This is a genomic window from Actinoplanes sp. NPDC051388 (assembly GCF_055586225.1).
On sequence record NZ_JBVJIP010000003.1, the window covers coordinates 386,202 to 402,489 of the forward strand.

General features: G+C 70.5%; 14 protein-coding genes. 11 read left to right on the forward strand and 3 right to left on the reverse strand.

Features of this window, described 5'->3' with window-relative positions; genetic code table 11:
* Positions 1–218 precede the first annotated feature (218 nt).
* The 6 genes from ACZ6TI_RS10290 to ACZ6TI_RS10315 all read left to right on the forward strand — a co-directional run bounded on the left by ACZ6TI_RS10290 (position 219) and on the right by ACZ6TI_RS10315 (position 7,097).
* Positions 219–1,322, forward strand: a complete 1,104-nt coding sequence (locus ACZ6TI_RS10290; RefSeq protein WP_465344678.1) for a sugar ABC transporter substrate-binding protein — start codon at positions 219–221, stop codon at positions 1,320–1,322.
* A gap of 121 nt (positions 1,323–1,443) precedes the next feature.
* Positions 1,444–2,250 carry an ATP-binding cassette domain-containing protein gene (locus tag ACZ6TI_RS10295; RefSeq protein WP_465344679.1) on the forward strand — a complete coding sequence of 269 codons (807 nt, stop codon included), beginning with the start codon at positions 1,444–1,446 and terminating at the stop codon, positions 2,248–2,250.
* On the forward strand, positions 2,247–3,506 hold the full coding sequence (locus tag ACZ6TI_RS10300) for a sugar ABC transporter permease (RefSeq protein WP_465344680.1): 1,260 nt from the start codon (positions 2,247–2,249) through the stop codon (positions 3,504–3,506). Before ACZ6TI_RS10295 ends, ACZ6TI_RS10300 begins: the two co-directional genes overlap by 4 nt.
* Before the next feature lie 28 nt (positions 3,507–3,534).
* Positions 3,535–4,713 carry an ROK family protein gene (locus tag ACZ6TI_RS10305; protein WP_465344681.1) on the forward strand — a complete coding sequence of 393 codons (1,179 nt, stop codon included), beginning with the start codon at positions 3,535–3,537 and terminating at the stop codon, positions 4,711–4,713.
* A 59-nt stretch (positions 4,714–4,772) separates the two neighbouring features.
* On the forward strand, positions 4,773–5,387 hold the full coding sequence (locus ACZ6TI_RS10310) for a hypothetical protein (protein ID WP_465344682.1): 615 nt from the start codon (positions 4,773–4,775) through the stop codon (positions 5,385–5,387).
* Between the two features lie 27 nt (positions 5,388–5,414).
* The gene (locus ACZ6TI_RS10315) at positions 5,415–7,097 is read left to right on the forward strand and encodes a molybdopterin-dependent oxidoreductase (RefSeq protein WP_465344683.1); all 1,683 of its coding nucleotides are present in this window, start codon (positions 5,415–5,417) and stop codon (positions 7,095–7,097) included.
* 168 nt (positions 7,098–7,265) lie between these two features.
* On the opposite strand, the gene ACZ6TI_RS10320 is transcribed toward ACZ6TI_RS10315, so the two are convergent.
* Positions 7,266–7,655, reverse strand: a complete 390-nt coding sequence (locus ACZ6TI_RS10320) for a WhiB family transcriptional regulator (protein WP_465344684.1) — start codon at positions 7,653–7,655, stop codon at positions 7,266–7,268.
* A 230-nt stretch (positions 7,656–7,885) separates the two neighbouring features.
* Here ACZ6TI_RS10320 and ACZ6TI_RS10325 point away from each other — a divergent pair, with 230 nt between their 5' ends.
* Positions 7,886–8,728 (forward strand): helix-turn-helix transcriptional regulator, encoded by an 843-nt coding sequence (locus ACZ6TI_RS10325; protein WP_465344685.1) that lies wholly within the window; start codon positions 7,886–7,888, stop codon positions 8,726–8,728.
* 63 nt (positions 8,729–8,791) lie between these two features.
* Here ACZ6TI_RS10325 and ACZ6TI_RS10330 read toward each other — a convergent pair whose 3' ends face one another.
* Entirely contained in the window at positions 8,792–9,193 is a 402-nt protein-coding gene (locus ACZ6TI_RS10330; protein WP_465344686.1) for a DUF5319 domain-containing protein, read from the reverse strand.
* Positions 9,194–9,317: 124 nt separating this feature from the next.
* Here ACZ6TI_RS10330 and guaB point away from each other — a divergent pair, with 124 nt between their 5' ends.
* From guaB to ACZ6TI_RS10345, 3 genes are read left to right on the forward strand one after another with little or no spacing between them, the layout of a single operon-like run.
* Positions 9,318–10,805, forward strand: coding sequence for an IMP dehydrogenase (gene guaB, locus ACZ6TI_RS10335; protein ID WP_465344687.1), 1,488 nt, complete (start codon positions 9,318–9,320; stop codon positions 10,803–10,805).
* 15 nt (positions 10,806–10,820) lie between these two features.
* Positions 10,821–11,939 (forward strand): GuaB3 family IMP dehydrogenase-related protein, encoded by a 1,119-nt coding sequence (locus ACZ6TI_RS10340; RefSeq protein ID WP_465344688.1) that lies wholly within the window; start codon positions 10,821–10,823, stop codon positions 11,937–11,939.
* A 43-nt stretch (positions 11,940–11,982) separates the two neighbouring features.
* Positions 11,983–13,413 carry a M1 family metallopeptidase gene (locus ACZ6TI_RS10345; protein WP_465344689.1) on the forward strand — a complete coding sequence of 477 codons (1,431 nt, stop codon included), beginning with the start codon at positions 11,983–11,985 and terminating at the stop codon, positions 13,411–13,413.
* Positions 13,414–13,417: 4 nt separating this feature from the next.
* Here ACZ6TI_RS10345 and ACZ6TI_RS10350 read toward each other — a convergent pair whose 3' ends face one another.
* Complete coding sequence (locus ACZ6TI_RS10350; RefSeq protein WP_465344690.1) at positions 13,418–14,512, reverse strand: LCP family protein; 1,095 nt, start codon at positions 14,510–14,512, stop codon at positions 13,418–13,420.
* Between the two features lie 125 nt (positions 14,513–14,637).
* On the opposite strand from ACZ6TI_RS10350, the gene ACZ6TI_RS10355 reads away from it, so the two are divergent.
* Positions 14,638–16,275: a S8 family serine peptidase gene (locus ACZ6TI_RS10355; RefSeq protein ID WP_465344691.1), complete on the forward strand. Its 1,638-nt coding sequence runs from the start codon at positions 14,638–14,640 to the stop codon at positions 16,273–16,275.
* The last annotated feature ends 13 nt before the right edge of the window (positions 16,276–16,288 follow it).

Below are 16,288 nucleotides of genomic sequence, written 5' to 3' on the forward strand. Positions count from 1 at the left end.
CGGCGAAGACGTCTGGGATCTCGGGCATGTTGCCGGATTGTTATGCCCTGTGACGAGAACGCCCGGCAACACTTCTTGTGCTACCGCCCGCGACGGGAATACGTTGCCGGGCACAACAAATGCTCTCGATCCACTGCGTCCTGGCGATCTCACCCTTCCCGTCAGCGCAAACTGGAGAATCCGACGAAGGCCCGGATTTACCCGAAAGGACATAAGTAATGCGTAAGGGAATGTTCGCCCTTGCTGCGGTCGGCCTGCTGGCCACCAGCAGCCTCGCCGCGTGCGGCGGGGACGACAGCACGGGCACTGGCACCACCGGCGGCAGCGCCGCTCCGGGCAAGGTCGGCGTCATCCTGCCCGACACGGCCAGTTCCCAGCGCTGGGCAACGGACGACATCAAGTTCCTCAAGGCGGCGTTCGCGGCCGGCGGCGTGGAAGCCGACATCCAGAACGCCCAAGGCGACAAGAGCGGGTTCCAGACGATCGCGGACGGCATGATCTCCAGCGGCGTCAAGGTTCTGGTCATCGTCAACCTGGACTCCGGCACCGGTAAGGCCGTGCTGGACAAGGCCAAGGCGGCCGGCATCGCGACGATCGACTACGACCGTCTGACCCTGAACGGCGGCGCGAACTACTACGTGTCGTTCGACAACGTCAAGGTCGGCGAGCTGCAGGGCCAGGGCCTGGTCGACTGCCTGACCGCGAACAAGGCGGTCAAGCCGGTCGTCGCCGAGCTGAACGGCTCGCCCACCGACAACAACGCCACGCTGTTCAAGCAGGGCTACGACTCGGTGCTCAAGCCCAAGTACGACGACGGCACCTTCACCAAGGGCCCGGACCAGTCCGTTCCGGACTGGGACAACGCGCAGGGCGGCACGATCTTCGAGCAGATGCTCACCCAGAACAAGGACATCAAGGGTGTGCTCGCCGCCAACGACGGCCTCGGCAACGCGGTCATCTCGGTGCTCAAGAAGAACAAGCTGAACGGCCAGGTCCCGGTGACCGGCCAGGATGCCACCGTGCAGGGTCTGCAGAACATCCTCGCCGGCGACCAGTGCATGACGGTCTACAAGGCCATCAAGCAGGAGGCCGACGCGGCTGCCGGGCTCGCCATCTCGCTGGCCAAGGGCGAGAAGCCGACCACCGCCACCGGCGTGACCAAGGACCCGGAGTCGGGCAAGGACGTTCCGTCCGTGCTGCTGACCCCGAAGTCGATCACCAAGGAGACGGTCAAGGACGTCGTGGCCGACGGCTTCGTCACCAAGGAAGCCCTCTGCACCGGCAACTTCGCCAAGCTGTGCACGGACAACGGCATCAGCTGACGACCTGAGCAGGGGGTCACCCCTCGACGGCTGACGACGGCGCCGCTCCCGCCTGCAACTGGCGGGGGCGGCGCCGGGCGTGGCACCCCCAAACCCGGTCACTAGCGAAGGAGAACCATCCGTGGCCGCGACACCTCTTCTGGAGCTGCGCGGGATCGACAAGAGTTTCGGTCCTGTCCAGGTCCTGCACGACGTCGGACTCAGCGTCTACCCCGGTGAGGTCACCGCTCTCGTCGGTGACAACGGCGCCGGAAAGTCCACTCTCGTCAAGTGCGTCAGTGGCATCTACTCGATGGACGCGGGCACGGTGACCTTCGACGGCAACCAGGTGGCCATCCACAGCCCCCGAGACGCCTCCGCGCTGGGCATCGAGGTCGTGTATCAGGATCTCGCGCTCTGCGACAACCTGGACATCGTCCAGAACATGTTCCTCGGCCGGGAGAAGACCAAGGGCCTGACGCTCGACGAGCCGACCATGGAGCAGATGGCCGGCGAAACCCTGGCCAGCCTCTCGGTGCGCACGGTGAAGTCGCTGCGGCAGCTCGTCGCCAGCCTCTCCGGCGGCCAGCGGCAGACCGTGGCGATCGCCAAGGCGGTGCTCTGGAACAGCCGCGTGGTGATCCTCGACGAGCCGACCGCCGCGCTCGGCGTGGCGCAGACCGCCCAGGTGCTCGAGCTGGTCCGCCGGCTCGCCGACAACGGCCTCGGCGTGGTGCTCATCTCGCACAACATGAACGACGTGTTCGCGGTGTCGGACCGGATCGTGGCGCTCTACCTCGGCCGGACGGCGGCCCAGGTCAAGGCGACCGACGTGACCCACTCCCAGGTGGTCGAGCTGATCACCGGTGGCCGCAGCGGCAACCTCGGCCTGCCGCCGGAGAAGCCCACCGACTTCGTCGACATCACGCCTCCTGGAGACGACCGATGAGCACAGCCACGACCGGCTCGGCCGGCAAGGTGAAGGTGGTCAAGCCGACCGTCGCCAGCCACCTCCACGACTATTGGGGACGGGTCCGCGGCGGCGACATCGGCAGCCTGGCGGCCGTCCTCGGCCTCATCGTGCTCTGCCTGTTCTTCGGCATCGCCCGGCCGGACACCTTCCTCAGCGCACTGAACTTCTCCAACCTCTTCTCCCAGGGCGCGGCGGTCGTCTTCATCGCGATCGGCCTGGTCTTCGTCCTGCTACTCGGCGAGATCGACCTGTCCGCGGGTTACGCCAGCGGCGTGGCCGGCGCGGTGATGGCCGTGCTGCTCACCAACCACGGCTGGACCTGGGCCACCGCGATCCCGGCCGCGCTGATCACCGGCCTGGTCATCGGGTTCGTGCTCGGCTTCCTGGTGTCCAAGGTCGGCATCCCGTCCTTCGTCGTCACGCTGGCCGCGTTCCTCGCCTTCCAAGGCGTGCTGCTGGTGCTGCTCGGCGGCGGCACGAACATCTCCATCCGGGACTCGTTCGTGCTGGCCCTGGCCAACAACAACATGTCGGTCACGCTGAGCTGGGTCTTCGCGATCGTCACGGTCGGCGGGTTCGCCGCCGCTCAGTTCATCCGGATCCGCGGCCGTGCCTCCCGTGGCCTGGTCACCGACCCGCTCGGCATCGTGCTGGCCCGGATCGCCGGGCTCGCGGTCGTGGTCCTGGTGGCCACCGCGATCCTCACCCAGGAACGCGCGATCAACCCGGCGATCAACAGCCTCAAGGGCATCCCGATGGTCGTACCGATCCTGGCCGTCGCGGCAGTGATCTGGACCTTCGTGCTCAGCCGCACCACCTACGGCCGGCACGTCTACGCGGTCGGTGGCAACGCCGAGGCGGCCCGCCGCGCCGGCATCCCGGTCGACCGGATTCGCATCTCGGTCTTCGTGATCGGTTCCTTCATGGCCGCGATCGGCGGCATCATCGCGGTCAGCCGGGCCAGCTCGGTCGACCCGCGCTCGGGCGGCAGCAACGTGCTGCTCTACGCGGTGGCCGCGGCGGTCATCGGTGGCACCAGCCTCTTCGGCGGCAAGGGCCGGGTGATCGACGCCGTCATCGGTGGCGCCGTGATCGCGGTCATCGACAACGGCATGGGCCTGATGCAGGTCAGCGCCGGCACCAAGTTCGTCTTCACCGGTTTGGTGCTGCTGCTGGCGGCCGGCGTCGATGCGCTCTCGCGGCGCAGAGCGGCCGCCACCGGCAACCGATGAAACTCTTGGCAGCGGGGACGGCTTGCTGATGCGAGCCGGCCCCAGCCAGGAGGAGGTGCGCCGGCACAACCTGGGGACCCTGCTGCGCTATGTGCACGTGCACGGCGCCACCTCACGTGCCGAGCTGACCAACCGGCTGGGTCTCAATCGGAGCACGATCGGGGCGCTCACCGCGGAACTGACCACCGCGGGACTCGTCAACGAGAAGACTCCGGGGGAGACCGGCCGGGCCGGTCGCCCTTCGCTCGTGGTCCAGCCCGAGTCGTCCAAGGTCTTCGCGTACGCGATCAGCATCGAGGTCGACACACTGCGCGCCGCCCGGGTGGGACTCGGCGGCCGCATCCTGGACCGGCGCGAGGCGGTGCGCCCGCGCGGCATGCAGGTGCTCGACGCGGTGCAGCCACTGGCCGGCTTCATCAACGAGATGCGTGCCGACGTGCCCGGCGACGCCCGCTACGTGGGTGGCGGGCTCGCGGTGGCCGGCATGGTCCGCCGGGCCGACGGCGTGGTCCGGCTGGCGCCCACCATCGGCTGGGTCGACGAGCCGGTGGCCGAAGCCCTCAGCGCGGCGGCCGGCGGTGACCTCGGCCCGATCACGGTCGGGAACGTCGCCGACGTCTCCGCGCTGGTCGAGCACAGCCGGGGCGCCGCGGTCGGCTGCGACAACGTGATCTACCTCTACGGCGACGTCGGGGTCGGCGGCGGCATCATCGCCGGCGGCCGGCGGATCACCGGCCACGGCGGGTACGGCGGGGAGGTCGGCCACATGGTCGTCAATCCGCAGGGCCGTCCCTGCAGCTGTGGCTCTCGCGGCTGCTGGGAGACCGAGATCGGCGAGTCGGCGCTGCTGCAGCATGCCGGACGCATCGGCGAGTCCGGCCGGGCCGCGGTGCTGGACGTGGTCGAGTCGGCCATGCGCGGCGACCGGGACGCCCAGCGCGCGGTGCGTCACGTGGGCGACTGGATCGGCTTCGGGGTCGGCAACCTGATGAACATCTTCAACCCCGAGGCCGTCATCTTCGGTGGCACGCTGCGCGACATCTATCTGGTCGCCGCCGCGCACATCCGGAGCCGGCTCAACTCGGTGGCGCTGCCCGCCTGCCGCGAGCACATCCGGCTGCGCACCCCCGAACTCGGCACCGACGCCGCCCTGATCGGCGCCGCGGAGCTGGCGTTCGAGCGAATCCTCGACGACCCGCTGTCTTGAATCGTTTTTTGTGCGGGAAGCACCCGTAAAGTTCGGCGGAAGCGGGGGAGGGCGCGCACGTGATCGTGGTTGTCGAGGGGCCTACGGCGGCGGGGAAGACGTCGTGGTGCCGGCGCCAGGTGGGCCGGTTCGTGGCGGAGGCGGCGCCGACCGGCTCGGAGCCGGTGGACGGGCTGGCGCTCGCGCGGCATTGGGCGCGGGTGAGCATGGGCCGCTGGGCCGAGGCGGAGACGCTGGAGCGCGCGGACGGCATCGCCTTCTGCGACACCGACCCGCTGAAGCTGCACTACTCGTGGGGGATGGCCGCGCTCGGGCTGGCGCCGCGCGCGCAGTTCGACCGCGAGCTGACCGTGCTGCGTGAGGCGGTGCGTGGCGGGCGGCTCGGGCTGGCCGACGCCGCCCTGGTCGCGCTGCCGGACCTGGGCACGCTGCAGCGCCGGCGGGACGAGGACCTGACCCGGCGGCGGCGCAACTTCGCCACCCACGTGCAGCTGCGCGAGCCGCTGCGGCAGTGGTACGAGGCGTGGGACAGCGTCGACGAGGGCCGGGTGTTCTGGGAGCTGCCGGACACCGGGGCGCCGAAACTGCCCGCGCCACGCGAGCGACGCGACTCGGTCGATCTGCTCGACGCTCTGGTGGACGCTCTCCCGCCGCTGCCCGTAAGGCTTGGGTAAGGATCTTTCGCGGCACGAGGGTGCACGATGGAAAGCGTGAAACTCTCCGTGCGCGCGGGTCTCAGCGGGGTCGCCGCGGCGGCCGCCGCGCTGGGCGTGGCCGAACTGGTGGCGGTGCTGACCGGGCCCACCTCGGCGCCCCTGCTCGCGGTCGGCGGCGTGGTGGTGGACAACGTGCCCGCGCCGGTCAAGGACTTCGGCATCGCGGTGTTCGGGGTGCACGACAAGACCGCGCTGATCACCGGCACGGCGCTGCTGCTCGGGGCCTATGCGTGGCTGGTCGGCGTGGTCGCGCTGCGGTCCTGGCGGGTCGCGCTCGGCGGAGTCGCGGTGTTCGGCGTGGTCGGGGTGGCGGCGGCGCTGACCCGGCACGACGCCGGAGTGATCGCCGCGCTGCCGTCGCTGGTCGCCGCCGCGGTCGCCGCGCTGGTGCTGCGCTATCTGCTCCGACTCGCCACCCCAAGTGGTAGCCCGGTCGGCCATCCGGGCCGCGGAAACACGGCTCACCTACCACTCGACGAGGCCCGGCCGCAGGCCGCGCCGGCGGAGGCCGGGGAAGCCCGGCCGCAGGCCGTGGCGGTGGGTGTGGGTGCTCGGGGAGCGGGACCCGGTGTTGCGGTTGTGCCGGATGATCACGCGTATCAAGAAGGGGGCCGGCGGCGGTTTCTCAAAGCCCTGGGGATCGTGGGTGGTATCGCCGCGGTGAGCGGCGTCGGCGGGCGGCTGCTGACCGGGCGGCGAGCGGTGAGTGCGGCGCGCGAAGCGGTGACGCTGCCGGCGGCCGTCTCCCCGGCGCCCGTCGTGCCGGCCGATGCGCAGGCCCGGGGCGCGGTGGCCTATGTGACGTCGAACGACGACTTCTACCGGATCGACACGGCGCTGTATCCGCCGCAGATCGACCCCGCGACGTGGCAGCTCAGGATCCACGGCATGGTGCGCAACCCGATCACGATCAGCTGGGCGGACCTGCTGCGGCGGCCGATGATCGAGCGCTACGTGACGCTGGCCTGTGTGTCCAATGAGGTCGGTGGCGACCTGATCGGGAACGCGCGGTGGCTCGGCACGCCGATCAAGGAACTGCTCGACGAGGCGGATCCGCTGCCCGACGCGGATCAGGTCGTGCAGCGCTCGACCGACGGCTGGACCTGCGGCACGCCGACCGCGGTGCTGCGGGACGGGCGCGACGCGCTGCTCGCGGTGGGGATGAACGGCAAACCGCTGCCGGTCCTGCACGGCTTCCCGGTGCGCATGGTGGTGCCGGGGCTCTACGGCTACGTGTCCGCGTGCAAGTGGATCACCGAGATCGAGCTCACCCGGTTCGCCGACTTCGACGCGTACTGGGTGCCGCGCGGCTGGACCGCCAAGGCGCCGATCAAGACGCAGTCCCGGATCGACACCCCTCGCGAGGGCGCCAAGCGGCCGGCCGGCCCGGTGATGATCGCGGGGGTCGCCTGGGCGCAGCACACCGGCATCGCCAAGGTCGAGGTGCAGGTCGACGGCGAGCCGTGGCAGCCCGCGACGCTGGCCGGCACGGTCTCCAGCGACACCTGGCGGCAGTGGACGTTCCGCTGGGAGGCGCAGGAGACGGGAGACCACGCCATTCGGGTACGCGCCACGGACGTCACCGGATACACGCAGACCAGCACCCCCGCGCCACCCGCACCGGACGGGGCGACGGGGTGGCACAGCGTGAAGGTGTCGATTGAGTAGTGCTGAGTAGTCGGGGACGCACTTTTCGTCCGACTGAGCGCACAAGTTCGCTCATACGGTGGCTTGCATGTCCACCGATGCGGTCGGAGAACCGCTGAACACAACGACGCGGACCCCCAAAGGGGACCGCGTCATGAGCTGCGTGGTAACCGTCCGTGTCGGACGGCGTCAGGCCGCCGGCGCCTGTCGCTGTGCGGGCACGGCGGATTTGTGGGGCCGGCCGAGGCGTGCCTCGAGCCGGGCAAGGTCGACGCGTCCGTGATGCCGGTCGGCGAGGTCCTCCCAGCCGACCGCGAGCAGCCGCAGCCGCTCCGCTTCGCTGAAGCCTCCCCAGACTCCGTAAGGCTCACGAACGGCCAGAGCATGTGCGGCACACTCCGCCCTCACCGGGCAGGCGCCACACACCGATTTGGCCTTCGACTCGCGACGGTTGCGGGACGACCCGCGTTCGCCGTCGGGGTGGAAGAACTGCGCACTGTCCCGGCCCCGGCACAGACCGAGCCGCTGCCAGTCCCAAAGATCAGCAATGGGCCCGGGCAGTCTGCGTACGTTCGACATCAACACCCTCCTCCCGCGCGGCACCGCGGAGTGTTGTCACTGAGGGCCTCGCTCAGGCCTGACGCGGTGGTACCCCGGTGATCCCCGGCTCAACCGTCACTCTTCGATGTCTTCTTCGGGTGCATGCCATCACGGCAATAACTCGTGCCCACCTTTCCCGTTTTTTCCATCTAAAGCGCGTAATGCTGCGGCCCTCGCGTGATCTCCTCTGAGAGAGAAGGAGGATCACTGTGCGTACCGTCCTCGTGTGCGTCCGTACCCCGCTGGCGGCCCAGACCGTCGCGTCCACCGCGGCCCGGCTCGGCATGACCGGCGTCGTCAGGACGGCGGTCAGCGAGACCGAGGCCATGATCCGACTGGCTGAACGGCCCGCGGAAGTGGTCCTCGCCGACACCGCCGTGACCCGCCCGGACAGCGTCGGCTTCACCCGGCGCGTCCTGGCCCGAGCTCCACAAGCCCAACTCGTGCTCTTCGGCGCCGAGGATCCACGGGTCGCCGCCGCCGCTGTGGCGGCGGGTGCCCGTGGTGTCATCCGCGGCGTCGAACATGACCTGGTCAGCGTCGTGGCCAAGGCACTTCTGCTGTTACTTCTGCCCGTGCGTCCGCAGGGCATGCCGATCAACGGCGCCAACGCGCAGCCGGCCACGGTTGCCGGGGGCGCCCGGAACGCGAACTCCACGGCGGCTCGGAGCGCCTATCGGGATGGACTTCCGATGGGTGCGCCCAATGCCGCCGGGGTGCCCGCCATGCTGCCCAACGGGCCGATGGTGCCGGTGCAGCGCGGGGATGCCGCGATCGACCCCGCCACCGGACGCCCGATGGTGGGCTGGCCGGAGAACGGGGTGGGCGTCGCCGAGGCGCAGCCCACCGGGCGTCGGCTGACTCTCACCGAACGTGAGCTTCAGGTGTTGCGGGGGATGGCTGACGGCAAGAGCAACGCTGAGATCGGACGGGAACTCTTCGTCTCGGAGGACACCGTCAAGACCCACGCCCGGCGGCTTTTCCGCAAGCTCGGGGCCCGGGACCGGGCGCATGCCGTCGCGGCCGGTTTCCGAGCCGGGTTGGTCGCTTGACCTCAGGTCCTGCCGGGGGTGGGAGGATCTGACACGACGCCCGTGCGATATATCGCGCGGGCGTCAGCTCTTTTCGTCGTCGGTGCCCTCGGCGAGGGTGTCGTGCACGCCGTCCGCGTATCCCCGGGCATATTCCCAGGTCACGTAGTGGTCGGGGTCGGGATCATAGGCCGGCTCGTGGACTCGCGGGCGGCCACTGGTGAGCAGGTGGCGGAGGTTTCCGCGCAGCAGGTCCCAGTCGAAGTAGTGCGGCTCGTGGCAGTCCTCGCACTCGATCACCAGGCCCCGGATGCCCGTCGGGCTGAGCAGGGCCTGGTAGACCTCGAGGTCGCTGAGGTCCTCGAGGACGTCCTGGCGCTCGGCCTCGGTCAGCGGATCGGTCTCGGCGTCCTCGGTGGGATCGTCGAGACCGGCGGCCGGATCGGCCGGGTCGCCGTTGAACGGGTCGATGGGTTCTTCCTGCACCCGTTCACCGTACCCACATCGGGGCCGTCTGTGCTGGCCCCGCACGCGCTGTCCGCCGTCTCCGGGCCGCCAAGGTCGATGAGTAGGATAAAACCCTCCGCCTTCACCTCGACAAGGATGATCTGTGGACAGCGATTCAGCCCGTACCGTGCCGCTCGGACTCACCTTTGACGATGTTCTTCTCCAGCCCGGCGAATCGGACGTCGTGCCCAGCCGGGTGAACACCATCACCCGGATGACTCGCAACGTCGAGCTGCGGATCCCGCTGCTGTCCAGTGCGATGGACACGGTGACCGAGGCTCGGATGGCGATCGCGATGGCCCGCGAGGGCGGCATCGGCGTGCTGCACCGCAACCTCTCGCCCGAGGACCAGGCGGCCCAGGTCGACCTGGTGAAGCGGTCCGAGTCCGGCATGATCACCAACCCGATCACCTGCAGCCCGGACGACACGCTGCGGCAGGTCGACGCGCTCTGCGGGCGCTACCGCATCTCCGGCGTCCCGGTGGTCGACGGCGAGGGCACCCTGGTCGGCATCGTGACCAACCGCGACATGCGCTTCGTCACCGACGACAGCGCCAAGGTGCGCGACGTGATGACCAAGTCGCCGCTGATCACCGCGCCGGTCGGGGTCAGCAAGGACGAGGCGCTGGCCCTGCTGCAGCGGCACAAGGTGGAAAAGCTGCCGCTGGTCGACGACAACGGCCGGCTGCGCGGGCTGATCACGGTCAAGGACTTCACCAAGAGTGAGCAACACCCCGACGCGACGAAGGACGCGCAGGGCCGGCTCCGGGTCGCCGCGGCGATCGGGGTGGGCGACGAGTCCTACAAGCGGGCGCGCGGGCTGATCGACGCCGGCGTCGACGTGATCATCGTGGACACCTCGCACGGTCACCAGCGCCAGGTGCTCGACATGATCGCGCGGCTGAAGAAGGACACCGTCACCGAGATCGTCGGCGGCAACGTGGCGACCTTCGCCGGGGCCAAGGCGATGGTCGAGGCCGGCGCCGACGCGGTGAAGGTGGGCGTCGGACCGGGCGCCATCTGCACCACCCGGATCGTGGCCGGCGTCGGCGTCCCGCAGATCACCGCGGTGATGGAGGCGTCCCGCGCCTGCCGTCCCGCGGGCGTGCCGGTGATCGCCGACGGCGGCATCCAATACTCGGGCGACATCGCCAAGGCGATCGTGGCCGGCGCCGACTCGGTGATGCTCGGTGGCCTGCTGGCGGGCTCCGAGGAGAGCCCGGGCGACCTGGTGTTCGTCAACGGCAAGCAATACAAGGCCTACCGCGGGATGGGCTCGCTCGGCGCGATGCAGTCCCGGGGTCAGGCGAAGTCCTACTCCAAGGACCGCTACTTCCAGCAGGATGTGCCGGAGGAGAAGCTGGTGCCGGAGGGCGTCGAGGGTCAGGTGCCCTACCGCGGTCCACTATCCCGGGTCGCTCAGCAGCTGGTCGGCGGTCTGCGTCTCGCGATGGGTTATGCGGGCGCCGAGACCATCACCGACTTGCAGGAGCGCGGCCAGCTCATCAGGATTACCGCGGCAGGTCTCAAGGAGAGCCACCCGCACGACATCCAGATGACCGTCGAAGCACCCAACTACCACTCCCGGTAAGGCAGAGGACCAGAAATGCGCGATGTCGTCGAGATCGGCCTCGGAAAGACCGCACAGCGCGGCTATCACCTCGACGACATCGCGATCGTGCCCAGCCGGCGCACCCGCGACGTCGACGACGTGTCGACGGAGTGGAAGGTGGACGCATACCCGTTCAAGATCCCGTGCGTGGCGCACCCGTCCGACGCGACCCAGAGTCCCGAGTCGGTGATCGCCCTGGGCCGTCTCGGCGGCCTGGGCGTGCTCAACGCCGAGGGGCTCTGGACGCGTTACGAGGATCCGTCCAAGGTCCTCGAGGAGCTCTCCGCGCTGGGTGAGGACGCGGACGCCACCCGGCGGCTGCAGGAGGTCTATGCCGAGCCGATCCGCCCCGACCTGATCGCCGAGCGGGTGCGCACCATCCGCGAGGGCGGCGTGACCGTGGCGGTGCGGGTGTCGCCGCAGCACACCCTGGCGCTGGCGCCGGTGATCCTGGACGCCGGGGTCGACCTGCTGGTCATCCAGGGCACCCTGGTCAGCGCCGAGCACGTCTCCACCACCGACGAACCGCTGAACCTCAAGGAGTTCATCGCGGATCTCGACCTGCCGGTGATCGTGGGCGGGTGCACGGACTACAAGACCGCACTGCACTTGATGCGTACGGGTGCGGCCGGCGTGATCGTGGGCGTGGGCGCCGACGAGTGGTCCACCACCGACACGGTCCTGGGCATCCGGGTGCCGATGGCCAGCGCGATCGCGGACGCGGCCGCCGCGCGGCGGGACTACCTGGACGAGACCGGCGGCCGTTACGTGCACCTGATCGCCGACGGTGGCATCCAGACCAGCGGCGACATCGCCAAGGCGATCGGCTGCGGCGCCGACGCGGTGATGCTCGGCGAGCCGCTGTCCCTGGCCGAGGGCGCGCCCGCGGGTGGCGCCTGGTGGCACTCGGCGGCCAGTCACCCGTCCCTGCCGCGCGGTGGCTTCTGCATCGCCGGCGAGCCGGACGGCACCCTGGAAGAGCTGCTCTACGGCCCGGCCGACCGCCCGGACGGCCAGCTCAACCTCTTCGGCGGCCTCAAGCGCGCGATGGCCAAGTGCGGCTACCACGACGTCAAGGAATTCCAGAAGGTCAGCCTGGTCCTCGACCGCTGACGCGCTTCGGTCGCCTTTCGCCTGGTCGGCATACTGTCGTGCCATGAGACGGGTGATCGTGGCGGCATCGATGGTGGGCGTGCTGCTGGCCGGCGGCTGCACGGGCGGTGACGACCCGGTCACGCCGCCCGCGGCGAGTCCGTCGACCCCGTCTTCCCCGCCATCTTTCAGCGCCGGCGCGGACGGCATCGGTGACCCGTATTTCCCCAAGTACGGCAACGGCGGATACGACGTGGCCGGTTACGACCTCGCGCTCGGCTACGACCCGGCGAGCGGGCGGCTGTCCGGCACGGCGACCATCACGGCGACCGCCACGCAGGACCTGTCCAGCCTCAACCTCGACCTCGCGCATCTGACCGCGAGCGCGGTCACCGTCGACGGCGTGGCCGCCGAGCATGCCGCGCGGGGCAACGAGCTGGTCGTCACCCCGGTCCGCGGTGTCCGCAACGGACAGCCGTTCACCGTGCGGGTGGACTACGCCGGCACGCCGGACGTGCTGGCGAACGACACGCTCGGGTCGGGTGGCTGGCTGCGTACCCCGGATGGTGGTTTTGCCCTGGGGCAGCCGGAGTCGGCCAGCACCTGGTATCCGGTGAACGATCACCCGGCCGACAAGGCGACCTTCAAGCTGGCCATGACCGTGCCGGACGGCCTGACGGCGCTGAGCAACGGCGTGCCGGGGGAGCGCACGGGCAGCGCGGGCAAGACCACCTGGACGTGGTCCGAGGATGCGCCGATGGCCTCCTATCTGAGCTTCGTGGTGATCGGGAAGTATCGCGTCGAGACCACCACCCACCACGGCAAGCCGATGATCACGGCGATCCCGGAGTCGTTGCCCGCGGACGGTCCGGCGGCCCAGTCGATCGAGACCACCGGCGAGGTGGCCGACTTCCTCGCCACCCAGTTCGGGCCCTACCCGTTCACCTCGTACGGCGGGATCGTGCTCGACGACAAGCGGATCTCCTACGCGCTGGAGACGCAGACCCGCCCGGTCTACGGCAGCACCTTCTTCTCCGGCGGCCCGAACACCGGTGTGGTGGCGCACGAGATCGCCCACCAGTGGTTCGGCGACAGCGTGGCGCTCGACCGCTGGCAGGACATCTGGCTCAACGAGGGCTTCGCGACCTATGCCGAGTGGCTCTGGTCCGAGCACCGCGGCCGGGCCACCGTGCAGGCGAACTTCGACCGGCGCTACGCGAACTTCACCTGGTCGGAGCCGCCGGGCGAGCCGGGTCCGGGCGGCATCTTCGGCCCGGCGGTCTATCAGCGCGGCGCGATGACCGTGCACGCGCTGCGCAAGGCGATCGGCGACGAGTCGTTCTTCGCGCTGCTCAAGACCTGGACGGCCGAACACCGGAACGGCAACGCGACCACCGGCGACTTCATCGCGGCCGCGGAGAAGGCGAGCGGCAAACAGCTGGACGACCTCTTCCGGGCCTGGCTCTTCGGCAAGACCCAGCCGCCGAAGCCCTGACCCCCTACTTGCCGATCAGCTCCTTGTGCTTGGCGAGGAAGGCGCCCGGCGCGTCCCGGGCCACCGCCTTGAGGAAGTCCCGCCCGACCGGCTGCAGCGCCTCGCCGATGTAGCCGCCGCCGCTGGTCACCGAGGCGCCCGGCAGCCCGACCAGGGTGATCTTGTCGCCGCGCAGCTCGCGCAGGGCATAGGCGAACTCCAGCACGCTGCGCTCGCCCGTGTAGGTCAGGGTGTCGCCCAGCGCCTGCACCACCGACTCCAGCTTCGCCGTGTCGGTGGCCAGCCCGGCGTCGTCGGCCTTGGTCAGCAGCGCCTGCACCAACTGCCGCTGATGCCGCTGCCGGGTGTAGTCGCCGCCCGCCGTGTAGCGCTGCCGCGCGTAGTCGAGCGCCTGCCAGCCCTCCAGCGTGCGGGTGCCGGGCAGGTAGGTCGCGGCCGGTCCGGTGTAACCGCCGCCGCCCGGGCGCAGGGGCCGCAGCTCGCCGTCGGGCGTGCGGTGCTGGGAGACCACCTTCTGGTCGATCTTCATGGTGACGCCGCCCAGCGCGTCGGTGAGCCGGCTCAGCCCGGTGAAGGTGAGCACCGCCCCGCCGTCGAACTTCTTGATGCCGGTGTAGCGCTCGACGACCCGCTGCAGGAGCGCGTACCCCTGTTTGGCAGTTGGTTTGTCGGTGCCGGGCACCCGGGCGCCGCGGCTCATCGCCTCGGTGATCTTGAACCGTCCGCCGGAGAAGCCGGCCGGCGGGTAGGCCGGCATCTCCACCCGCAGGTCGCGGGGCAGCGAGTAGAGGTACGCCGACTGCAGGTCCTCCTCGACGTGCAGCAGCATGATCGCGTCCGCGTGCGGCTCCCAGTCGGGGATGGTCACCCGGGTGTCGACGCCGACCAGCAGCAGGTCGAGCGGGCCGGTGATGTCCGCGCCCGCGGGCGGCGCCGGACTGGCCGAGGTCGGGGCCACCGAGGGTGGTCCGGAGGGCGGCGGCGCGGACGCCGTCGGCGGGTCGTTTCGCGAGGCCAGAGCCACGGCGATGCCGGCGCCGGTCAGCACCAGGACGACCGCGATCGCGGCCACCGCCCAGAGAACCCGCTTGTCTCGCATAGCGAAGAGAGTAGATCAGCTCAGGGGCAACGTGATCGCTCCCGAACGGGACCGGCCGTCGCTGCGTCTCCCGCCGACCGTGGAGTCATCCGGCCGGATCCGCCGCCCGGGTGAACGGGGGAACGATGCGGGCACTGGCTCTTCTGCTGACGATCGGTGGGCTCGTGGTGCCCGCTCCGGCCGCCGCCGCCGAGGCCACGGTGCCGCTGGTCGTCGGGGTGCGCGGCGACGCCGGTGAGATCCCGGACGCCCGCGCCATCGAGGTGCCGCGGAGCGAGGTCGCCGAGACGGTCGCCGAGCTGCGGGCCGACCCGGACGTCACCTACGTCGAGCCGGACCACACCGCCTACGCCTCCGTGATCACCCCGAACGACGCCGACTACGCCTCCCAGTGGGGCATCGCCAAGACCCGGGTGAACGCCGCCTGGTCGGTGACCCGCGGCTCGTCCTCGGTCACCGTCGCGGTGGTCGACACCGGCGTCCGGCGGCTGCCTGACCTGGCCGCCAAGCTGCTGCCCGGCTATGACTTCGTGAACGAGGACAGCGACCCGGCCGACGACAACGGCCACGGCACAATGACCGCCGGTGTGATCGGCGCCACCGCCAACAACGGCACCGGCATCGCCGGCATCTGCTGGTACTGCAAGATCCTGCCGGTCAAGGTGCTGGGCGCGCAGGGCGCCGGGTCGTACAGCGACATCGCCGACGGCATCCGGTACGCGGCCGACCGCGGCTCCGACATCATCAACCTGTCGCTGGGCGGCGCCCCGGACAGCCAGATCCTGCGCGACGCGGTGGCCTACGCGGTTGCCAAAGGCGCGCTGGTGATCGCGGCGGCCGGCAACAACGGCAGTTCCGCGCTGCACTACCCGGCCGCGATCCCGAGCGTGCTGGCGGTCGGCGCCTCCACGCCGGGGGACGCGCGCTACCCCTGGTCCAACTACGGCGCCTCCTGGGTCGACCTGGCCGCCCCCGGCTGCAACGTCGCGCAGAACCTGGCCCGCGTGCTCACCAACTTCTGCGGCACCTCGTCGGCCACGCCCTTCGCGGCCGGGGTCGCGGCTCTGCTCGCCTCGACCAGCCCGCGGCCGACCCCGGCGCGGATCCGGCAGGCGCTCACCAACTCGGCGGTCAAGCTGGCCGGCAACTGGGTCGCGGCGGCGTCCGGGCGGATCGACGCGGGCGCCGCGCTGAACTCGGTCGCGGTGCTGAACGTGGATCGCGCCAAGCCGACCGTGGCGTTCCGGTCGCCGGCCGTGATGGCCACCGTGCACGGCTTCGCCACGATCAACCTGACCGCGGCCGACGACACCGGCATCGCCAAGGTGCAGTTGCTGGCCGGCAGCCGGGTGCTCGGCACCGACTCGGCCGCGCCGTTCGCGTTCCGCTGGGCGACCGGCGGATACAACGGGACGGTGGGGTTGTCGCTGCGGGCGTACGACCGGGCGGGCAACGTGACGGTCGCGCGGCGCAACGTGTGGGCGGACAACACCGGGCCGGCGCTGACCGTGACCCGGGGCGCCGCCTCGGGCACCCGCGGGATCGCGAAGACCACGCCGTTCGCGGTGCGGGCCACCGACCCGGCCGGCGTCAAGCAGCTCGAGCTCTGGGCCAACGGCAAGCTGGTCCAGCGGGTCGCGGGCTCGGCCTACTCGTTCGCGGTTCCGGTCTGGAAGTTCGGCAAGGTCGTCAGCGTGCAGGTCAAGGCGTACGACCGGCTCGGCAACGCGCGGCTCACCCCGACCCGGACCTGGCACCGCTGACGTCGGTAAACTC

Coding starts and splice junctions, on each gene's coding strand:
- ACZ6TI_RS10290 (WP_465344678.1), top strand. CDS start 219: ATGCGTAAGGGAATGTTCGCCCTTGCTGCGGTCGGCCTGCTGGCCACC.
- ACZ6TI_RS10300 (WP_465344680.1), top strand. CDS start 2,247: ATGAGCACAGCCACGACCGGCTCGGCCGGCAAGGTGAAGGTGGTCAAG.
- ACZ6TI_RS10305 (WP_465344681.1), top strand. CDS start 3,535: ATGCGAGCCGGCCCCAGCCAGGAGGAGGTGCGCCGGCACAACCTGGGG.
- ACZ6TI_RS10315 (WP_465344683.1), top strand. CDS start 5,415: ATGGAAAGCGTGAAACTCTCCGTGCGCGCGGGTCTCAGCGGGGTCGCC.
- ACZ6TI_RS10320 (WP_465344684.1), bottom strand. CDS start 7,655: ATGTCGAACGTACGCAGACTGCCCGGGCCCATTGCTGATCTTTGGGAC.
- ACZ6TI_RS10340 (WP_465344688.1), top strand. CDS start 10,821: ATGCGCGATGTCGTCGAGATCGGCCTCGGAAAGACCGCACAGCGCGGC.
- ACZ6TI_RS10345 (WP_465344689.1), top strand. CDS start 11,983: ATGAGACGGGTGATCGTGGCGGCATCGATGGTGGGCGTGCTGCTGGCC.
- ACZ6TI_RS10350 (WP_465344690.1), bottom strand. CDS start 14,512: ATGCGAGACAAGCGGGTTCTCTGGGCGGTGGCCGCGATCGCGGTCGTC.
- ACZ6TI_RS10355 (WP_465344691.1), top strand. CDS start 14,638: ATGCGGGCACTGGCTCTTCTGCTGACGATCGGTGGGCTCGTGGTGCCC.